Genomic DNA, 18456 nt, shown 5'->3' on the forward strand with positions numbered 1-18456 from the left:
GAGTTCTCTACTTAGAAATGTGTAAGCATAGTTCTGCTTATGATTTCATCTTGAACATCCTTACATAATTCAACAAAGAATGCACTATATCCAGCAACACGAACTATTAAATCACGATACTCTTCAGGATGCTTTTGTGCTTCAAGTAAAGTATTGTTATCTAGATAGTTGAACTGCATTTCTCCAAGCTGAAGAGCACATGCACTACGTAGTAGTGTAATTATTCCTTGTTCACCTTCTGGTGTATCAAGAAGACCAGCTATTAGCTTAAAGTTATGAACCATACCTATATTCATATCTTCACAACTCATCTTAGAAACAGATTTAATTATTGAAGTAGGTCCTTTATAATCTGCTCCTTGAGTTGGACTTATACCATCTGATAAAGGTGTCCATGCTTTACGTCCATTTGCTGTAGCTCCAGTAAGTTGTCCAAATGGAGTGTTATTTGAGATTGATAAAGTACCATGGCTAAGCACTGAATATAATGTTTTATATTTACGATGCTCTTGTTCAGTAAAGTTGATTAAATCTGCAGCAATTAAATCTGCGTAATCATCATCGTTACCATACTTAGGTGCTTCTAAGCAATCTTTTCTTAGTTGTTCATATCCAACAAAGTCAGCTTTTAAAGCTTCGTTCATTTCTTGTAATGTATATTTTTTCTCATCAAATACTAATTTCTTTATAGCTGCCATAGAATCTGTATAAGTAGCAAGACCACTCCATACTACTCCAGGTCCGAAGTTATACATAGCTCCGCCTGCTTCTACTCCCTTACCTTTATCCATACAACCTTCATACATCATAGACATAAGTGGCTTTGGTGCAAGATCCCTGTGAACACGTTGAGAAATTACTGTAGCAACACTTGTCCATTTAGTAATGTATTTAATTTGCTCTTTAACAGCTGCTTCGAACTGTTCATAAGTTTTAAACTTACTTAGATCTCCCATGTCCGGGCATACTTGCTTACCATACCATAGTGGTACCCCATGATTAAGAACAAGTTCTATACATATAGGCCATTGAGTATATCCTGTAGAAGTCCATTGATACAATCTTCCTGACTTCTGTGGCTCAACGCATCCCATTAAGCAGTAATCTCTTGCATCTTCTATAGAAACACCTTTTGCTAACATCATCTTTATATGAACATCGTCAAAGTGACATGCTGGGAATCCCATACCTGCACGAATAACTTCAACTATCTTCTTAAGGTATTTCTGAGGTGAGCCTTTATGTATACGACATGCTAATGATGGTTGGTATATCTTCACGTGACGAACTGCATCCATTAAAAGATAAGTTAATTCATTTGTAGCGTCACGACCTTCTCTAGTAACACCACCTAAACACATGTTAACGAATGGCTGATAACCTGCAAAGAATTTAGAACCACCCTCACTTGTTATCCACATCATTTCAGACATTTTTATAAGCATACAGCCTGCTAGTTCAAATGCTTCAAAATCAGTCATACGTCCTGCTTCAATATCTGCTTTATAGAATGGATACATGTATTGGTCAACACGTCCTATAGACATACCTGTTTGATTTTCTTCAACTACAAGTAATGATTCTATAGTCCAAACTGCTTGAATTGCTTCCCAAAAATTACTTGGCTTATGTGCTGGAACCCTAGCATTTACTTCAGAAATCTTTAGAAGCTCTGCTTTACGCTTAGGGTTAGTTTCCTTTGCAGCAAGCTCAGCTGCATAGTCTGACATACGTTTAGCATATATCATAACTCCTTCAGCAGTATCGATTAATGATTTATAAAAATAAATTCTATCTATATCTTCTGGATTTTCATAACTAAGATTAGCTAATTTCTCTTCTGCCTCTCTTTTTATATCAAGCATACCTTTTTGCATTAATATAACGTCATATCCTGGGTTAGAGTCCCCTCCACCATTTACTGCGTGATAAGAACAATCTGAAACAAAGGATTCTCCTGAAAGTTCCCATACTCCAGCTTCACGATACTGGTCTTCACAGTATTCATCAACGGATTTACCTTGCCAATATGGGAATAATTCCTCACGCATAATTTTCTTATCTTCTTCTGAGATATAAAATGGGTCCTGTGGACGATTTCCTATTGTATCAATTTCATCAACCATCCATCTCCAAGCTATATCAGGAGAAAATGCTCCTGCACGAGGCTTACCATTTGGTGCTCCAACGATAAGTTCGTTATCTTGAATTACTAGTGGTGCAGTTTCGCAGCAATGTTTGAAACACTTACCACGCAAAACGGATTTAGGAATACCAGGATTTTCTTTGGCTATTTTAGTAATAGCTCTTGCACGGTGAGTTGTTATAGTTGGAACGTGTTTTAAGTAAATTTCCTTTAACTTAACTAAACGCTCTGTTATTCCATCTGGAATTTGACCATTGTTATCACCTGCAACCTGTGTGCAAGCTGGTTCTTCTTTTGCTATTTCTTTAGAAACACTAGAAAACATCTTCATTAAACCAGCACGTTCTTCGTCAGACATGTTTTTAGTAGCTTCCATAAACTTATTTGAAAATTCACGAATATCCAATTTATTACCTCTCATTCTTTAATATATTTCATATTTGAAATATGATTTTTATTTTAAATCCCTCATAACTTTTTTCAAAATACTCTCTAATAACTTAATGTTATCTATTTCCTTTGAATTTAATTTATCTTCTTCAAGATCTACTGTTTTAACAAGTTCATCTACATTTCGAACTCCATACCCAACTTTACGTACATATATTAAGTTCATAGGTGAAACGTTATCAGAAGTCATTCCATCCCCTGCAGAACCACTGCCTAATGTCATGGATGGAAATAAATTTGTAGTTGCACCCATGCTTCCAAAAGTTCCTGGAGTATTAACAAGCACTCTTCCAACAGGTTTTTTTAGTGCAAATTGACGAATAACTTCCTCATCCTTTGAATGTATAACAAGTGTATGTCCCTGCCTCTCACTAAGCAATAGTTCTATACATTTTTCACAAGCGTGCATCCAGTCGTCTTCTATATAAAAGGCTAGCACTGGACAGAGCTTTTCTCTTGAATAAGGATTTTTTGGTGAAACAAACTTTTGCTTGGAGATGAGAAGCTTCGTATCTTCTGGAACACTAAAACCAGCATTCTTAGCTAAGAATTTTGGTGGTTTACCGATTATCTCTACATTTTTGCCCCCATCTTTATCCAAGAATGTGGCTGCCAATTTTTCAGCTTCTTCTTCTGTCATAAAGTATGCACCGTTTTTTTGAAGTTCTTCTCTTACTTCAGCTGCAATACAACTATCAACCACAATTGATTGTTCAGCACTGGATACAACTCCATAATCGAAATTCTTGCTATCAATAATATCTCTAACTGCTTGCTTTATATCCGCTGTACGCTCTATAAAGGCTGGGCCATTTCCATTACCGCCATAAATTATTGGCTTGCCAGATTTATAGGCTGCATCGAGCATTTCTGGAACTCCCGTGTTCATTATCAGTGAAGTATCTCTATGTTTCATAAGCTCCACCGAACCACTTTCAGTTACTGTATGTAAATATGCAAGGGCACCTTCTGGAAGTCCTACTCCCTCCGCAGCTCTAATCAAAATATCAATTGTTTTGCCAATTGCATTTTTAGCCCTTTGATGAGGAGAAAATATAATTGCATTTCCTGATTTAATTGCAATTAATGCCTTATATATAGTTGTAGAAACAGGACTAGTGGATGGACAAAAGGCTATAATAACGCCCATTGGTACTCCAACATCCATTGTGTTTCCAACCTTATCTTCATCAATGATACCTACACATCTCATTCCCTTAAGCCTATTTTTTAGATATCTGCATACAAAGCGGTTTTTGATATATTTATCTTCCCACTTTCCATATTCAGTTTCTTCATTAGACATCTGGGCAAGTTCCTTTAAATGTTTTTCAATCTCTTCAACCATACGTTCAACTATCTCATCAAGTTTTTCTTGTGGGAAGGTTGCTAATTTCTTTTGTGCCTCACGAGCATTTTCAACAAGAATTCTTGCTTCTTGCATGGAGAGTAAATCATTATCTATAATATTCATTTTTCTCTCTCCCTTTTCAGAAAAAATTTAATACTTTTATTCTGTTACAAGATTTGTAATAGAATAACGTTTTATTATTTTTCCAAGATCCTGATGTGGTCTTGGAATAACTATTGAACTATAAAGGTTTCCACCTTCCATTGCTTTAACTGCTGCAACACCAGCTTCTACTGCTGTTTTGCAAGCACCAACATCACCTTGAACTAATACAGATATATATCCTGAGGCAACGTTTGCATATCCTATAAGTTCAACATCCGCTGCTTTACACATAGCATCTGCTGCTTCTAAAACAAAAACTAGCCCGAAAGTTTCAATTAATCCTAAAGCTTCATATCTTGCCATACTTGTATCATTTCCTTTCTATATTTATGCATCAATATCATGTACTGAAACAATATCTCCAACTTCTCTAATAGGACGTGGCATAACATTGTGTGCTGTTAATGTTCCAACAGCAGCCGCTGCCTCTGCACCTGCTTCCACAGCAGATTTAACTGCACCTACATCACCTTTTACCATTATAGTTACAAGGGTTGAACCAACATTTTCATATGAAATAAGTTCAACGTTAGCTGCCTTAAGCATTTTATCTGCAGCCTCAAGTGCAGGAACTAATCCTATTGTCTCTACAAGACCTAAAGCCTCATTTCCATAGTATCTCATATATATTTCCTCCTTCCTATTTAAACGAATATGTTTTAATTAAACAAAGAACTATACTATATATTTGTTTAATATAACCCTGTTACTTACTTTATACTGATTATATCTCTTGCCCTTTAGGGGAGAGTCAATATGTTATTACAATAAATTCTTAAATATTTTTCACTGTGAATTAGGCTATTTACCAAGAAAATTTACTTATATTATTAAAGACAATGCCCTTGTTCTACCATCATCACAGAATATTTGTCTTGTACAAACATTACCCTATGGGCAATGTTAAAAATTAATCTTTAATATATTTATTGATTGTAGCAGCCCCATCTTCATGGGCATGATAGTAAACAGTTAACTCACCATCTCTATCTAATTCAAATCTTGTTTCTTCAATAAGTCCATTTGCTTCTGCCGTCATTAAGGCATTGATTACAGCCTTCTTTTGTAAAGCCTTAAAGCTTCCGTATTCTCCTTTTAATGCTTCTATAACATCATCAGCAGAAGCTTCGTTAACTGTAGTAAAATATTTTAAAATAGCATAATTAAGCGGCTTCATCCATTGAACCTCCCATATCATCTTTTCTTCTAAATAAATCAAGTGGATTCATAGATATTGTAAGGATACCAAACATCATTATTACAGCTCCGATCCAAGCAACTGAAGGTAATGACCATCCATCCATGCCTCCGTATACTCCTAATAGCAATAAGCAGAATAACGGACCAAAGAATGAATATGTACCATTACATGCAGTACCAAGTCCTGCTCCACACATACTGTTTCCAGCGTACCATGTCATAAATGTAACAACTGATAAAAGACCACTTAGTACGAACCAAATCATTGCAGGTCCACTTGTAAATGCTTGCATTGCAAGGTTAACAGAAAGACCAACTTTACCAGCCATAATTGAGAAAACTGGTACTAAAATGAATAGATTTGCTATACCTGAAGTTACTTGACGAATACAAATACCAATTTCATAATCAATCATTGCTGTACCATATCCAGCTACACAACCTTCAAATCCCCATGCAAGAGCTGCGATAATAGCTATAAAGAATCCGATAATTGTTTTTGTTGAAGCAGTACCGTTAAAGCTTGTACTACCAATTAGGAAACTAGCAAATACACATACCGCAATACCAAAAGCCATACGTTTGTCTAGTTTCTGTTTAAATAAGATTTTACCTAATATTGCAGCAATAGCAGGACAAAGAGCTGATATTGGAACAACTATTGAGCCAGCCATTTGAAGAGCTATAACATAAGCCGTACCAGCTACGGGCCCCCCGATAAGAGCTGCCAATATCATAATGCGTCCTGGAGCAGTGTTGATACATCTTAGAAAATCTCTAAATTTACCTCTAACTATTGAGTATAAAATTGCCCAAACAGCACTACAGGTATCGTTTATTGCATTACCAAGTGCTGCAAGTAAGTATGCTATCACAAATGCTGATAAACCTGCTGTATTAGCACCATACCAGTCACCCCAAACCCCCTTAGTCATACCCATGGTTAATAACGCTGTATACATCCCATAGGTGAGTCCTGAAAATAAAGCTAATGACACACCTTTTTTGAAGAAATCACTTGATAATTTCTTCTTTGCAGCTATTGCTTTAGTATTAGCTGACATTGAAATTTCTTTCATATAATGGATCTCCTTTCGATTATCTTTTGTTCATATATTTTAATAAAAAAGCTCATTTCCAAAAGCTTCACCAATTAGTAACAAGCTTTTTTATTAAATTCAATAGAATTTAAGTATTTATAATCTCATAATTAAGCCAGTTCACTTTCTATTACATCTTTTTTTCTAAATAAATCCATAGGATTCATGGCTATTATGAGAATACCAATCATCATTAATAAAGCAGCAATCCAAGCTATGGTAGGTAAAGTCCATCCTTCCATACCACCTATTAATCCAAGAACTATCCAGCAGCAGAATGGTCCCCAGAAGGAATAAGTACCATTACATGCCATACCAAGAGCAGCACCACACATACTATTACCGTTGTACCAGCTCATGTAGGAAACAAAGGCACAAAGTCCACTTAACGCAAACCATATCATTGCAGGCCCACTTGTAAATGCCTGAATAGTTAAATTAGTTGAAAATTTAATTCCATCACCAAGTAATAAACCAAATATAGGCACTAATATTAATAAATTTGAAAGTCCAGATGTGGCTTGACGAATTGTAATACCAATTTCTGAGTCAATCATAGATGTGCCATATCCTGCTACACAACCTTCAAATCCCCATCCAAGAGCTGCTATAAAAGCAATACAAATTCCAAGAAACATTCCTTTTGGAGCATCGCCACCAATACTAGTACTTCCGATCATAAAACTAGATAAAACACAAATACCAATACCAAACATCATACGTTTGTTTAATTTTTGCTTAAATAATATTCTTCCTAAAATAGCACCAATAGCAGGACAAAGAGCAGTAATTGGAATAACAATTGAGCCTGCCATTTGTAAAGCTACCACATAAGCTGTACTTGAAATAGGTCCTCCTATAAGAGCCGCAAATATCATTACAGTGCCAGGCTTAGTTTTAAGACATCTAAAGAAATCTCCAAGTTTACCTTTAAAAGCTGCATAAAGCATGGCCCAAACAGCACTACAGGTGTCGTTTACAGCGCTACCAAGAGCACCTAATACGTATGTTATAACAATTGCCGATAAACCTACTGTATTTGCACCATACCATTCGCCCCATATTCCTTTCGTCATTCCCAATGTTAAAAACGCTGAGTAAAATCCGTACATAAGACCTGAAAAAAGAGCTATTGAAATACCTTTCTTAAGAAAATTAGTTTTTAACTTATTTTTTGCAGTAGTCGTTTCCCAGGTGATAGCCTTTGAACCCTTATCCATAAAATAGGACCCCTTTCCCCTATACAATTAATAACTTTTTATATTGTGTTCTTAAATAAAACTTCATAATGGGAATGTTTTTAGATTGTTATGATTTGGGATATTTTATCGTTAAATTATTAAACAACTTTTCATTTATATCTTATTAGTTATTTTTTATTCACCTAAATTATATCCCCTTCCCTTTAGGGCAAGGTCAATATATATTTCACATGAAAATTCAAATAAAATTTAAAATTCTACATTTATCGCTATATTACAAACTTTTTAACCGATTACAAATCATCTATTAGGCAGTTTTTTAATTTTTCAGGGTAAAAATATTAGCATTTTTTTCACAATGTAAATTATATTTTTTAGCAATACCTTCCCCTAAGGGCAGTGTTTTTCGATTACTCACATAATAGCTCAAATTCACACCTTGTTAAAAAACACTTACTTTTTCAGCAGTTGTAAGCATATTCTATGGAGTAAATTAGCTTATTTTCATGATATGATTCAAAAAAACATAAGCGGTAAATAATCATCATTCAAGATGATTACTTACCGCTTATGCCTCTTATCTCTTAATTTTAATCATAACCTCTGTTACAAACCTATCAGTGTTTTTAGTAGTCCAATAATCTGTTACATATCTTTCATAGCATTCTTCCGAGCATATATATCCATGTTCTTCAGTCCAGTCTTGTATCTTTTTATATGTTTCATCAATATTTTCATGAGCTCCTATATGATAGCAGGAAGCTGCCATCCAACCACCATATTCAAGGGTTTCTTCTTCTTTACACTTTAAAATGGTCTGCTGCATTATTTTCATCTTATTGCACTTTCCATTCATCTTGTCCTTATAAGATGGAAAATTTATAATCACAGGACCTGTTATTGCATTATTTATACTATCTACATAATTATTAAATTCTATATTAATTATAGAGTCCATATAATCATATTGAAAATCTTGATTTAAGAATATCAATTTTTTGCTATCTATATACTTTATAGCTACATCGCAAACATTATTTTCAAGCACCATCTGTGCTTCAACTATAAGATCGTGCCAGTCCTTCACTGATCTTATTTTTAAATTCACCTCTCTATCAAGCTCTTCTAATTCATCAATCTTTTTCCTAAATCTTTTATCGACGAACTCATAGGTTGTCCCTTCTAAAAAAGCTCTCATTTCCTCCAATTTGAAACCACTCTGTTTATAATATCTTATAACTGGAACAGACAATAAATTTTTCTTACTGTAATATCTATAACCATTTTCATTACATACTTTATCTGGTGATAGTATGTTCATTCTATCGTAGTATCTTAGTGCTTTCTTCGTTATTTTACATATTTCTTCAACTTTCCCTATTGAATATAACTCACCAGCCATAGCTACTCTCCTTTTTCAGTTATATTTTAAACTACATTTTAAACGTTGTATCACAAAAAACCACTCAGTATTGAGTGGTTTAAAATACAATATTTTACCCCAAAACTTTATTTAAAATATTTAACAAGTCTTCACTTGTTGCTTCTCTAGGGTTTGCCGTTGTACATATATCCTTACAAGCTGCACCAATAATTTCTTCTGTACATGCATTGGCTAACTCCATATCAACGCCTTGTTCCTTTAATGTTGTTGGAATCATTAATGTCTTTTGAAGCTCTTTAACACTTTTAATTAGATTGTTAACTCCAATGCTTACATTTGGTGCATGCAACTTTAATAGCTTAGCAAGTCTTTGATACTTCTTAGCTGCTACTCCATATTCAACATTGAAAGCACCTTTATTTAAATTAGCATTGTATTCAATTACATAAGGAAGTATAATAGCATTACTTCTTCCATGAGGAATATGCAATTTACCTCCTACAGCATGAGCCAAACTATGAGTAATTCCGAGTCCAGCTGCATTAAAAGCTATACCAGCAAGGCAGGACGCATTATGAAGTTTTTCTCTTGCTACTAAGTCACTTCCATCAGTATAAGCCTGTGGTAAAAACCTGAAAGCTAAGGTAAAAGCTTTTTCTGCAAGAGCATCTGAAAAATCAGTAGCATTCTTTGAAACATAAGCCTCCATAGCGTGGGTTATTACATCCATTCCTGTATCAGCAGTTATCGCCTTAGGGACAGATTTTACTAATTCCGGATCGAGAATAGCAACCGTTGGAAGAAGAGATTTATCTGCAAGAGCATACTTTAGCCCTTCTTGCTTGTTTGTAATTACTGCATATTCTGTTACTTCTGAACCTGTACCACTTGTAGTAGGTATAGCATAGAACTCTTTTACAGAGGAAACTCCTCCAGTAACCTTTTTTGCATACTCTCTTATTGCCTTAGCTCCATCAATTGATGAGCCTCCACCAAGAGCTATAATAATTTCAGCATTACAACTTTGCAACTTTTGGATACCACTAGCAATAACTTCTACAGATGGATCAGGCACTATATCACTATATATAGCTACTTCACAATCAACAAGTTTTCCTTGTACTTTTGCAGCCATACCTGAAGTCTCCATAAACTTATCGCATACAATTAGTACTCTCTTATTTTTAATTTCACTTAGTCTGTCCAAAGAGCTTTCTCCAAAATAAACTTTTGTATTAATACTAAATTCCTTCATATACATAATCTCCTACTTTTAAAGATTTTTAAGATATGAATGAATTAGTTGCTCTTTAACTCAAAAATAAAAATTAACCCATAATTATAACAATCAATGTAAGTTTATAATAAACTACACGTAATTTATTATATCAACATCCTATTAATAATACAATCCTTTTCAGCAACATGAATAATATTAAAATTATATTCTAATTTTAATATCTTTACTATTTTAATTAATTTGTTGCTCCGTTAACTCTAATTATCCGCTTGAACTATTTTGTATTTCAGCTAAATTGTACGTCATCTTTATCTTCGTCCCTTACTGAATCCTTTATTAATGGCATGTTATATTTTTCTCTAATTAAATTTTCTATTTCAAGAGCTAAATCAGTATTCTCCTTTAAGAACAGCTTGGAATTTTCCCTTCCTTGGCCAAGTCTATCACCTTTATATGAAAACCATGCTCCACTTTTTTCAACAAAGCCTTCAGTAACAGCTATATCTATTAAGCTGCCTTCTTTTGAAATTCCTTCATTGTACATTATGTCAAATTCAGCCTGTTTAAAAGGCGGTGCAACCTTATTTTTTGTTACTTTTATTCTTACTCTGTTTCCAAGAATATTTTCACCTGTTTTTATGCTATCAATCCTTCTTATATCAAGTCTTATAGATGAATAAAACTTGAGAGCACGACCACCAGTTGTTGTCTCAGGGTTACCAAACATAATACCTATTTTTTCTCTTAATTGATTTATGAATATTACAATACATTTTGACTTGTTAATTGCTGCAGTAAGCTTTCTTAAAGCCTGAGACATTAGTCTAGCTTGAAGTCCCATATGAGAATCTCCCATCTCTCCTTCAATTTCAGCTCTCGGAACAAGTGCCGCCACAGAGTCAACAACAAGTACATCTATTGCATTAGATCTTACAAGTGCCTCTGCTATTTCTAAACCTTGTTCCCCTGTATCTGGCTGGCTGACTACCAAGCCTTCCGTATTAACTCCCAGTTTTCTTGCGTAAGATGGATCTAAAGCATGTTCAGCATCAACAAACGCTGCTATGCCACCTCTTTTTTGAGCTTCTGCCACTACGTGCAGTGCAATAGTGGTTTTACCTGAAGATTCGGGCCCATATACTTCTACTATTCTTCCTTTTGGAACTCCACCAACACCTAGCGCTATGTCTAAGGGAAGACACCCTGTTGGAATCACTTCTATATCCATTGTTGTAGCTGCACCAAGCTTCATAATAGAACCTTTTCCAAATTGTTTTTCTATCTGATTCATAGCTGATTCTATTGCCATAATTTTATCGTTGCTTATGTCCATTTATTTCAACACCCTTCATAAATTCCTCCACTACCCTCTGTTATACTTCGCTTACAGCTATTAAACTACTAACTTTTTCATATATTGCTTCATAAGTAGTATTCAATGACATCGCCAATTCTTTAAACAATATACTTTGAGTAAACTCTAAAAGTGCGTCATCCTGTTTATAGAATTATCGTCTATACAGCAAATTCCCTGTCCTGAATATATTACTAAGTCTCCAATATTAAACATTTCAATTCATTTGCTCCTTTGCTAAAATTATCACTCTAAGTTAAAAAGATTGTTGTTCCATTCAATTGTTATATTTAAAAAGCAGTTATAATTAATTTTAGGATTTCTTCTTAATGGACCTCGCTGGTTTCTTTTTGGCAATTGATATTTTTCTCATTTGCTCTTGTAGTTCAGCAGCTTCACGTTCTTTTTCTCTACGCTCCTGTTCTATCTGATCTTGCTTTATCTGTAATTTCTGCAGCGTATAATTTTCTACTGCTGGGTTCTCTGCCTTTAAAAACTTTTCAAATGCTTCTGGATATAAGAACATCTTTGTTCCAATCTCATCCTGAAACTTTACCCATATCATATGATCCTCTGCTTCCGTAACAACTCCAGATCCAAACATAATATGCTCTACCACTTCATTTAACATAGTCATCTATTATACCTCCCTAAACTTATTCAGAAATCTGATTTACTGAATAATATCTTAATTCTTTAGTAAACGTTTACATATCGCCATGCGTATAATTTAAATATAAGTTTTCTATAAAACACTAATCTTAGATTTTACTTTTTCCGTTTTCTAAGACTCTATATTCTCTATACTTTCCAATAGATTTTCTTTGCTCCAAGGCATATAGCCACCATAATACTTCTTCGCAATATGACTTTGTATTGATCTATCAAGATTGGCTAAACGCTGATATGCATGCTGAATTGAATTAAATTCTTCCTTATGTGTCCGTTTAAATGTACACTCTTCTCCCTTACATTTGCCAATATTTAACCTGGTGCACCTTCCAACTTTAGATAGTGCAATACAATCTGGATGTTTAACAACATCTCTCACTCTGCATATGGACATGTTTTCCCCCCTTTCTAGTAAACCCAAAATAGGAGTTCATATATTATTTTAGCACATAAAAATCCATTGATGTAAGTAAAACTTTTAAAGAATTTTTTATAAATATTTATCGCAAGCAAATAAATCCTAATTGTGTAATATCCTTCGAAAGCTTATATTGACTATTTATCTTCATTCCACTTCTTAAGCCGCCTAATACAGTTTAATATACCGGTAACAACTCCTAATAGATTTCCTATAATCATTAATAAATAATTATTCTCATATCCTCCTATAAGAATAATTATTACTGAAATTAATAAGAAAATAATAGTTATAGTAAACAATATATTATTTTTCATAAATCCCCCGTAAACTTACTTATTTCTATATTTATCTTATGTCATAATAAATTACTAAATACCCGCCCCCGTGATTCTAAACTATATAGGCATAATAATTGTGTTACTCCTCCATCCGCTTACCTCCATATATCTGTAACTAAAAATGTAATCTCTAAAAACACTGCAAAATTCAGACTTGATTAGTGCAGTGCTCTAAAATTTTTTTTATAACAGAAAAATAATCTGTGGTTCATCATGATTTTATAGTGTTATGTAACAATTATAGTAGCTTTGCAATGACTACTATTAGTTTAGAAGCAGGAACTAACATAAATTGTGCTAGTATACTTCCCATAATAAGTCCGACAACAATAAAGATTATACAGCGATTAAATTCTAACTCTGTGCAATCTCCTCTTATTACATCATCTGTTACCATAGATAAATATGGATCAATAAATATAACCATAAATATCGTTGAAATACTGTTTATTACAGATGATAAGGTAGTTCTTAAATTTGGACTTAAGCACGCAGCATATAGCGCTGATAAAATACTTACACTAGATACAGAAAATGCAATCATATTTAATAGCATTACTTTTCTAGGTGTCTTACTAAAATTTCTTAATTCATATAAATTCTCTTTTTTAGGAATTGAAATACTATTTCTAAACTGTTCAATTCCAGACTTTGAAAATGCATGAAATATTAATTTAGGTAAAGATCTATATACACTAAATGATACAACTAATTTATTAAATACTCTTATAAATGTTGGCATTAGAATTGAACCAGCTATTGTGGCCAATGTAATAGAAAAAATTATCCACCTAAAAATATAAAGCAAGCTACTGGTTTGTCCTGTATTTATACTATTATCAACTGTCTTTCCTAGTAAAGGCGCTTGAATAGTGTTCGCTGTCCTTTGTATCAATACAAAAACATTAAATACAGCAGAAGCTACTGCAATTCTCCCAGTTTTTACTCCCACAATCCTAGCAGAATAAGCCAACGTTCCTATTATATAAATAATAAAAGTTAATATAAATACTAAGTAAATCTGGAGTGTCATTTTTTTACCACCTTATAATTACAGTTTAACTATGGTTATATCTAATGTTTTTCTACCATTATAATTAATTCAAGACCAAATATTGTTATGAATGAGATACATTTTTATCAAACTTATCCATAATTTTAACACTACATTACTCAGCTGTCAAAGAACACCTATGTATTTAGGCTTATTGGTTAATACATATAATTAAGGATGATGGGATACAAATAAAAGGCTGGAAAGTTTTAATTCTTATTCTTAAGTCGCTTTTATTTTTACTTAGCAATAGGTAGCCTAATATTTATAGTAACTATATCTTCATTAGATTCTGCCCCAATCTGTCCATTATGAAGTTCTACTATTTTCTTAGAAATTGCTAATCCTAATCCTGAGCCTTCAATTTTACTTGACCTTGAGTTATCCATTCTGTAAAACTTTTCAAACATCTTATCTAATTTATCTTTTTTAATATCTTTTCCTTTGTTAGATACAGAGATTATAATGTTATCCTCATTTCTATATGCTCTAACTATTATATCTGAAGGCTTATTGCTATATTTTTCTGCATTACCTAAAACATTATCAAAAACTCTAATAATTTTTTCAATATCTACTTTAACAGGAAGTTTAGTATCACAAATATATGTTATAATTCCTAGTCCCTTAGTTTCAAACACAGGAGCATATTCCCCTAGGATTTGTATAAGAATAGAACCTATATCTGTTTCTACAAGTTCTAAGAATATATCGCTGCTTGATAACTTTGTATATTCGAATAATTCATCGATAAGTTTCTTTAATTTTATAGATAGGTTATAAGCTGAATTTAAATATTCCTTTTCTTCTTTAGCTTTATATTTTTCATTTGTTAAAATATCTAAATAACCTATAATAGCAGTTAAAGGTGTTCGTAAATCGTGAGAGACATTAGTTATTAATTCATTCTTAGTATTTTCTAGTTCTCTCTCATAATCAAACTTTTCTTTTAATTGTTTAGACATGATATTAATATTTTTGCAAAGTTCTGCTAGCTCATCATTTCCTCGAACTTTCAGGGACAGACCTAGTTCTTCATTTGCAATTTTACTAACCTGCTTAGAAATGTACTTAATATATTTTATTTTGTTATTTACTAATAATAAAAACATAATCAAGAAAACTGCAATTCCAATGGCAAAAATAATAAGAGCGATAATATTATACTCTAGTATAGTTATAGAGTTAGCTTTTGCAAGAATATAAGGCTGAGCAATAAAAGCAGCAAACACAAATACTGATAGAAATCCAAAAAATACAGAAATCACAAATGCTAATATAAGTTGAATGCTAATTCGTCTTGTAAATATATTAGATTTCATATCTTATAGCCAACTCCCCAAACGGTCTTAATGTATATAGGTTTTCTAGGTTCCTCTTCTATTTTTTCTCTTATTTTAGTTATATGAACCATTACCGTATTATCTGATTTATAAAATTCCTCTCCCCAAACCCTTATATAAATCTTTTCTATACTAAAAACAATTCCCTTATTTCTTGCAAGAAGTTCTAGTATATCAAATTCTTTTGGGGTAAGCCTGACTTCTTTATCTCCTACAAACACTTGCCTTGTATCAGTGTTTATAGTTAAATTTCCAATCTCAATTATATTTTTATCTATACTTTGAACAGGTGAGTACTTTGTATATCTTCTAAGCTGAGATTTAACTCTTGCCATTAGCTCCATAGCATTAAAGGGTTTTGTAATGTAGTCGTCAGCACCAGAGGCTAAGCCTTGAATTTTATCTAGGTCTTCTGACTTTGCAGATAGAAAAATAATAGGCATTATATTATCTTCTCTAATTTTCATACAGGTCTCTATTCCGTCCATACCTGGCATCATAATATCTAAAAGTACAAGGTCTATCTGAGTTTCAGCTATAATACTTAAGGCCTGTTCTCCATTTTCAGCTTTTATTACCTCATATCCTTCATTTTCTAAATATATGCCTGTAACTTTTCTTATTTCAGTATCATCATCAACTACTAAAATTTTGCTTGCCATAAACATACTCCTTTCTACTAAGAATTATGACATTTTAAAACATAAGCTGGTGGAACATTAATTACAACCCTATCCATGTCTATTTCTTTAAAATAACCAGCAATAAATTCTTTCTTTATAAGAGTATATTGAAATGTTATAAATAGCCCATTTCTCTTTAGTATACCTCTAGTTTTATTTAAAATCTTATTTGAAACATCCTTAGGCAAACTAGCAAAAGGCAAACCTGAGACAACATAATCTACCTTTTTAATATCATATTGTACTAAATACTTATCTACATTTTCGGCAGAATCATTTATTATTATAATATTATCATACCCATTATACATATCTTCTAGCTGTTTACAAAATTCTTTATTGTATTCTAGTAATATTAGTATCGTATCTTGCCTTTTTCTTTCTACAAGCTTCTCTGTAAAAACTCCTGTACCCGGACCATACTCAACTATACAATTGGCATTCTCAAAATCTATATCTTTGACCATTTTCTTTGCAAGCCTTTCTGAACTAGGTGCTACAGCCCCTACAGTTCTTGGCGATTTAAAATATTCTATTAAGAATTTTATTAGCTTCATACTAAAACCTCCCACTAGTTTTTCAAGTTATCTAATGGCTTTAGTATAAATACCAAATATTAAGAATCTCCGCTGAAAAAACTTAAGAATTCTTAAATTTATTTTAGGTATAAAAAAAGAAGGTGCTAAACCTTCTTTATTAAGCTAATCTTTGATTTTCTTGCTCTTTATTCTAAGTGTTCTAGTAAATCATATGTCTTTTCAGTTGTTACGTTAAATAAGAAAGATACAATTTAGCAGACTCTAAAATTATGCTACTACAACTCTACAAATTGGAGATTTAGCTATTTCATTCTTTTAATTGTTTCGTCCAATGAAATGCATTCTGCATATCTACCATTCCACATAAATTCATTATAATATTGATAGCTTTGTTCTGCTGACATAAATTTATTATTAACTGTTGTATTTGTATATGCTGGAACTATAATATTAAATCCATGTTCAAATCCACATTTTATAGTAGCATCAATACAATAATCTGTTTGAAGCCCTACAATAATTATATCTTTTTCGCCCTTATCTATTAAATATTCTAATAATCCAGTACCTTTAAAAGCACTATTAACCTTTTTATCAAATATCTTCTCATCATTCATAGGTTGAAACTTTGCATATATTTCAAAGCCGTCAGTTCCTTTTGTTAATTCATTTCCTATTCCATCATCATGACGTACATATATTACTTCAATATTATTTTTCCTAGCCACATGTACTATTTCTTTAACATTAGATACAAACATATCAAATTCATATAATTTTTCATTGGCTATTAACTTTTGTGTATCGACTACTAATAAAACCATTTTAATCCCCTTTTCAAGTTAATATTTATCATTATTTTATATCAATAATCTCTTCTTTACGATATTTTACCATTTCAACTTAACTAATGTTATTTGTATCATAATCTAAACAGTCCTATATGGTTAATTTTGTAACAAAAGTAGAATCTCTTGCCTTCTTAACACCGTATTATTCAGTTTTCAAAGCCTATTATTCGTATTTTAAATTTTAAAAGTTACGTCTCCTTTTTCTCATCTTATGACTATAACGTATGTGAAATTAGTATGAATACTATAACCTCAAATATATTTGCTGTAAAATGTGACATTGCACTAATCCATGCATTTTTTGTTTTATTAAAGATGACTCCATATAAAATACTGTTGATAAAGGTAAAGAAAAGTCCATATACTACTACAATAGTATTCCCTCGTTTAAAATGACCTAAAGAAAATAATAAAGATGAAAAGAGTAAAGCAGGTATAATTGGTAAGACTTTGTTTAATTGATTTTGAAAGAATGCTCTCCATGCAATTTCCTCTCCTAAAGCAAAAATGAAAAATAGAAGAATTGATGCTATACTTATTTCAATTGGTACAAATGACCCTGCTCTTATAGTTTCATACTCAATATATTCAGGTAAAAATAATTTTGAGATTAGAACACAAACTGCATCCATAATTATAGGTAGTATAAGCCAGATCCATATCTTTCTATCTCTTAAATTAGTTCCAACTGCCTTTATATCAAGTCCACTATTTCTCATTGGATTTCTTTCAACAACCTTATTGATAAAGAAAAATGCAACTCCGATGAAAATACACGCTGGTGAGATATTTAATCCGAATAGATTTGTAAAAGATAGAATTACCATTAAAAACATTATGATTAAAGGCAATCTTTTTATGTCTCCCATATTTCCCCTCCTGTTACATAAATAATTTTACTTCATATAATTGTACAAGTGTAAACTTAATACTTTATAGGATAATCATACCACATGAAACACA

Annotated in this window: 19 protein-coding genes; all 19 read right to left on the reverse strand. The window is 32.4% G+C overall.

Going from position 1 to position 18456, the window contains the following annotated elements; genetic code table 11:
- Positions 1–11 precede the first annotated feature (11 nt).
- On the reverse strand, positions 12–2552 hold the full coding sequence (cutC, locus tag N4T77_RS11425; protein WP_261671928.1) for a choline trimethylamine-lyase: 2541 nt from the start codon (positions 2550–2552) through the stop codon (positions 12–14).
- A gap of 48 nt (positions 2553–2600) precedes the next feature.
- Positions 2601–4070 (reverse strand): aldehyde dehydrogenase family protein, encoded by a 1470-nt coding sequence (locus tag N4T77_RS11430; protein WP_261671929.1) that lies wholly within the window; start codon positions 4068–4070, stop codon positions 2601–2603.
- Between the two features lie 36 nt (positions 4071–4106).
- Positions 4107–4415 (reverse strand): BMC domain-containing protein, encoded by a 309-nt coding sequence (locus N4T77_RS11435; RefSeq protein WP_261671930.1) that lies wholly within the window; start codon positions 4413–4415, stop codon positions 4107–4109.
- Positions 4416–4439: 24 nt separating this feature from the next.
- Positions 4440–4736 (reverse strand): BMC domain-containing protein, encoded by a 297-nt coding sequence (locus N4T77_RS11440; RefSeq protein WP_261671931.1) that lies wholly within the window; start codon positions 4734–4736, stop codon positions 4440–4442.
- 286 nt (positions 4737–5022) lie between these two features.
- The gene (locus N4T77_RS11445; protein ID WP_261671932.1) at positions 5023–5289 is read right to left on the reverse strand and encodes a hypothetical protein; all 267 of its coding nucleotides are present in this window, start codon (positions 5287–5289) and stop codon (positions 5023–5025) included.
- Entirely contained in the window at positions 5276–6391 is a 1116-nt protein-coding gene (locus tag N4T77_RS11450; protein ID WP_261671933.1) for a hypothetical protein, read from the reverse strand. The genes N4T77_RS11445 and N4T77_RS11450 overlap by 14 nt, the downstream gene beginning before the upstream one ends.
- 131 nt (positions 6392–6522) lie before the next feature.
- Positions 6523–7632, reverse strand: coding sequence for a hypothetical protein (locus N4T77_RS11455; protein WP_261671934.1), 1110 nt, complete (start codon positions 7630–7632; stop codon positions 6523–6525).
- A gap of 559 nt (positions 7633–8191) precedes the next feature.
- The gene (locus N4T77_RS11460) at positions 8192–9016 is read right to left on the reverse strand and encodes a MerR family transcriptional regulator (protein WP_261671935.1); all 825 of its coding nucleotides are present in this window, start codon (positions 9014–9016) and stop codon (positions 8192–8194) included.
- 94 nt (positions 9017–9110) lie between these two features.
- Positions 9111–10253, reverse strand: coding sequence for a 1-propanol dehydrogenase PduQ (locus tag N4T77_RS11465; RefSeq protein WP_261671936.1), 1143 nt, complete (start codon positions 10251–10253; stop codon positions 9111–9113).
- A 271-nt stretch (positions 10254–10524) separates the two neighbouring features.
- Positions 10525–11571, reverse strand: coding sequence for a recombinase RecA (gene recA / locus N4T77_RS11470; protein ID WP_261671937.1), 1047 nt, complete (start codon positions 11569–11571; stop codon positions 10525–10527).
- A 334-nt stretch (positions 11572–11905) separates the two neighbouring features.
- Positions 11906–12229: a hypothetical protein gene (locus N4T77_RS11475; protein ID WP_261671938.1), complete on the reverse strand. Its 324-nt coding sequence runs from the start codon at positions 12227–12229 to the stop codon at positions 11906–11908.
- 147 nt (positions 12230–12376) lie between these two features.
- Positions 12377–12658 (reverse strand): hypothetical protein, encoded by a 282-nt coding sequence (locus tag N4T77_RS11480; RefSeq protein ID WP_261671939.1) that lies wholly within the window; start codon positions 12656–12658, stop codon positions 12377–12379.
- A 161-nt stretch (positions 12659–12819) separates the two neighbouring features.
- Positions 12820–12999 (reverse strand): hypothetical protein, encoded by a 180-nt coding sequence (locus N4T77_RS11485; protein ID WP_261671940.1) that lies wholly within the window; start codon positions 12997–12999, stop codon positions 12820–12822.
- Positions 13000–13261: 262 nt separating this feature from the next.
- Positions 13262–14056, reverse strand: a complete 795-nt coding sequence (locus N4T77_RS11490) for a lipid II flippase Amj family protein (protein ID WP_261671941.1) — start codon at positions 14054–14056, stop codon at positions 13262–13264.
- Positions 14057–14316: 260 nt separating this feature from the next.
- A complete protein-coding gene (locus tag N4T77_RS11495; protein ID WP_261671942.1) occupies positions 14317–15399 on the reverse strand; it encodes a cell wall metabolism sensor histidine kinase WalK in 1083 nt (360 codons plus the stop codon).
- Complete coding sequence (locus N4T77_RS11500; protein ID WP_261671943.1) at positions 15396–16082, reverse strand: response regulator transcription factor; 687 nt, start codon at positions 16080–16082, stop codon at positions 15396–15398. The genes N4T77_RS11495 and N4T77_RS11500 overlap by 4 nt, the downstream gene beginning before the upstream one ends.
- Positions 16083–16099: 17 nt before the next feature.
- A complete protein-coding gene (locus N4T77_RS11505) occupies positions 16100–16660 on the reverse strand; it encodes a class I SAM-dependent methyltransferase (RefSeq protein ID WP_261671944.1) in 561 nt (186 codons plus the stop codon).
- A gap of 284 nt (positions 16661–16944) precedes the next feature.
- Positions 16945–17466: a cysteine hydrolase family protein gene (locus N4T77_RS11510; RefSeq protein ID WP_261671945.1), complete on the reverse strand. Its 522-nt coding sequence runs from the start codon at positions 17464–17466 to the stop codon at positions 16945–16947.
- A gap of 242 nt (positions 17467–17708) precedes the next feature.
- A complete protein-coding gene (locus N4T77_RS11515) occupies positions 17709–18362 on the reverse strand; it encodes a CPBP family intramembrane glutamic endopeptidase (protein ID WP_261671946.1) in 654 nt (217 codons plus the stop codon).
- Positions 18363–18456 lie beyond the last annotated feature (94 nt).

The sequence above is a fragment of the Clostridium sp. CX1 genome, from assembly GCF_025398335.1.
Classification (GTDB): domain Bacteria; phylum Bacillota; class Clostridia; order Clostridiales; family Clostridiaceae; genus Clostridium_AM; species Clostridium_AM tanneri.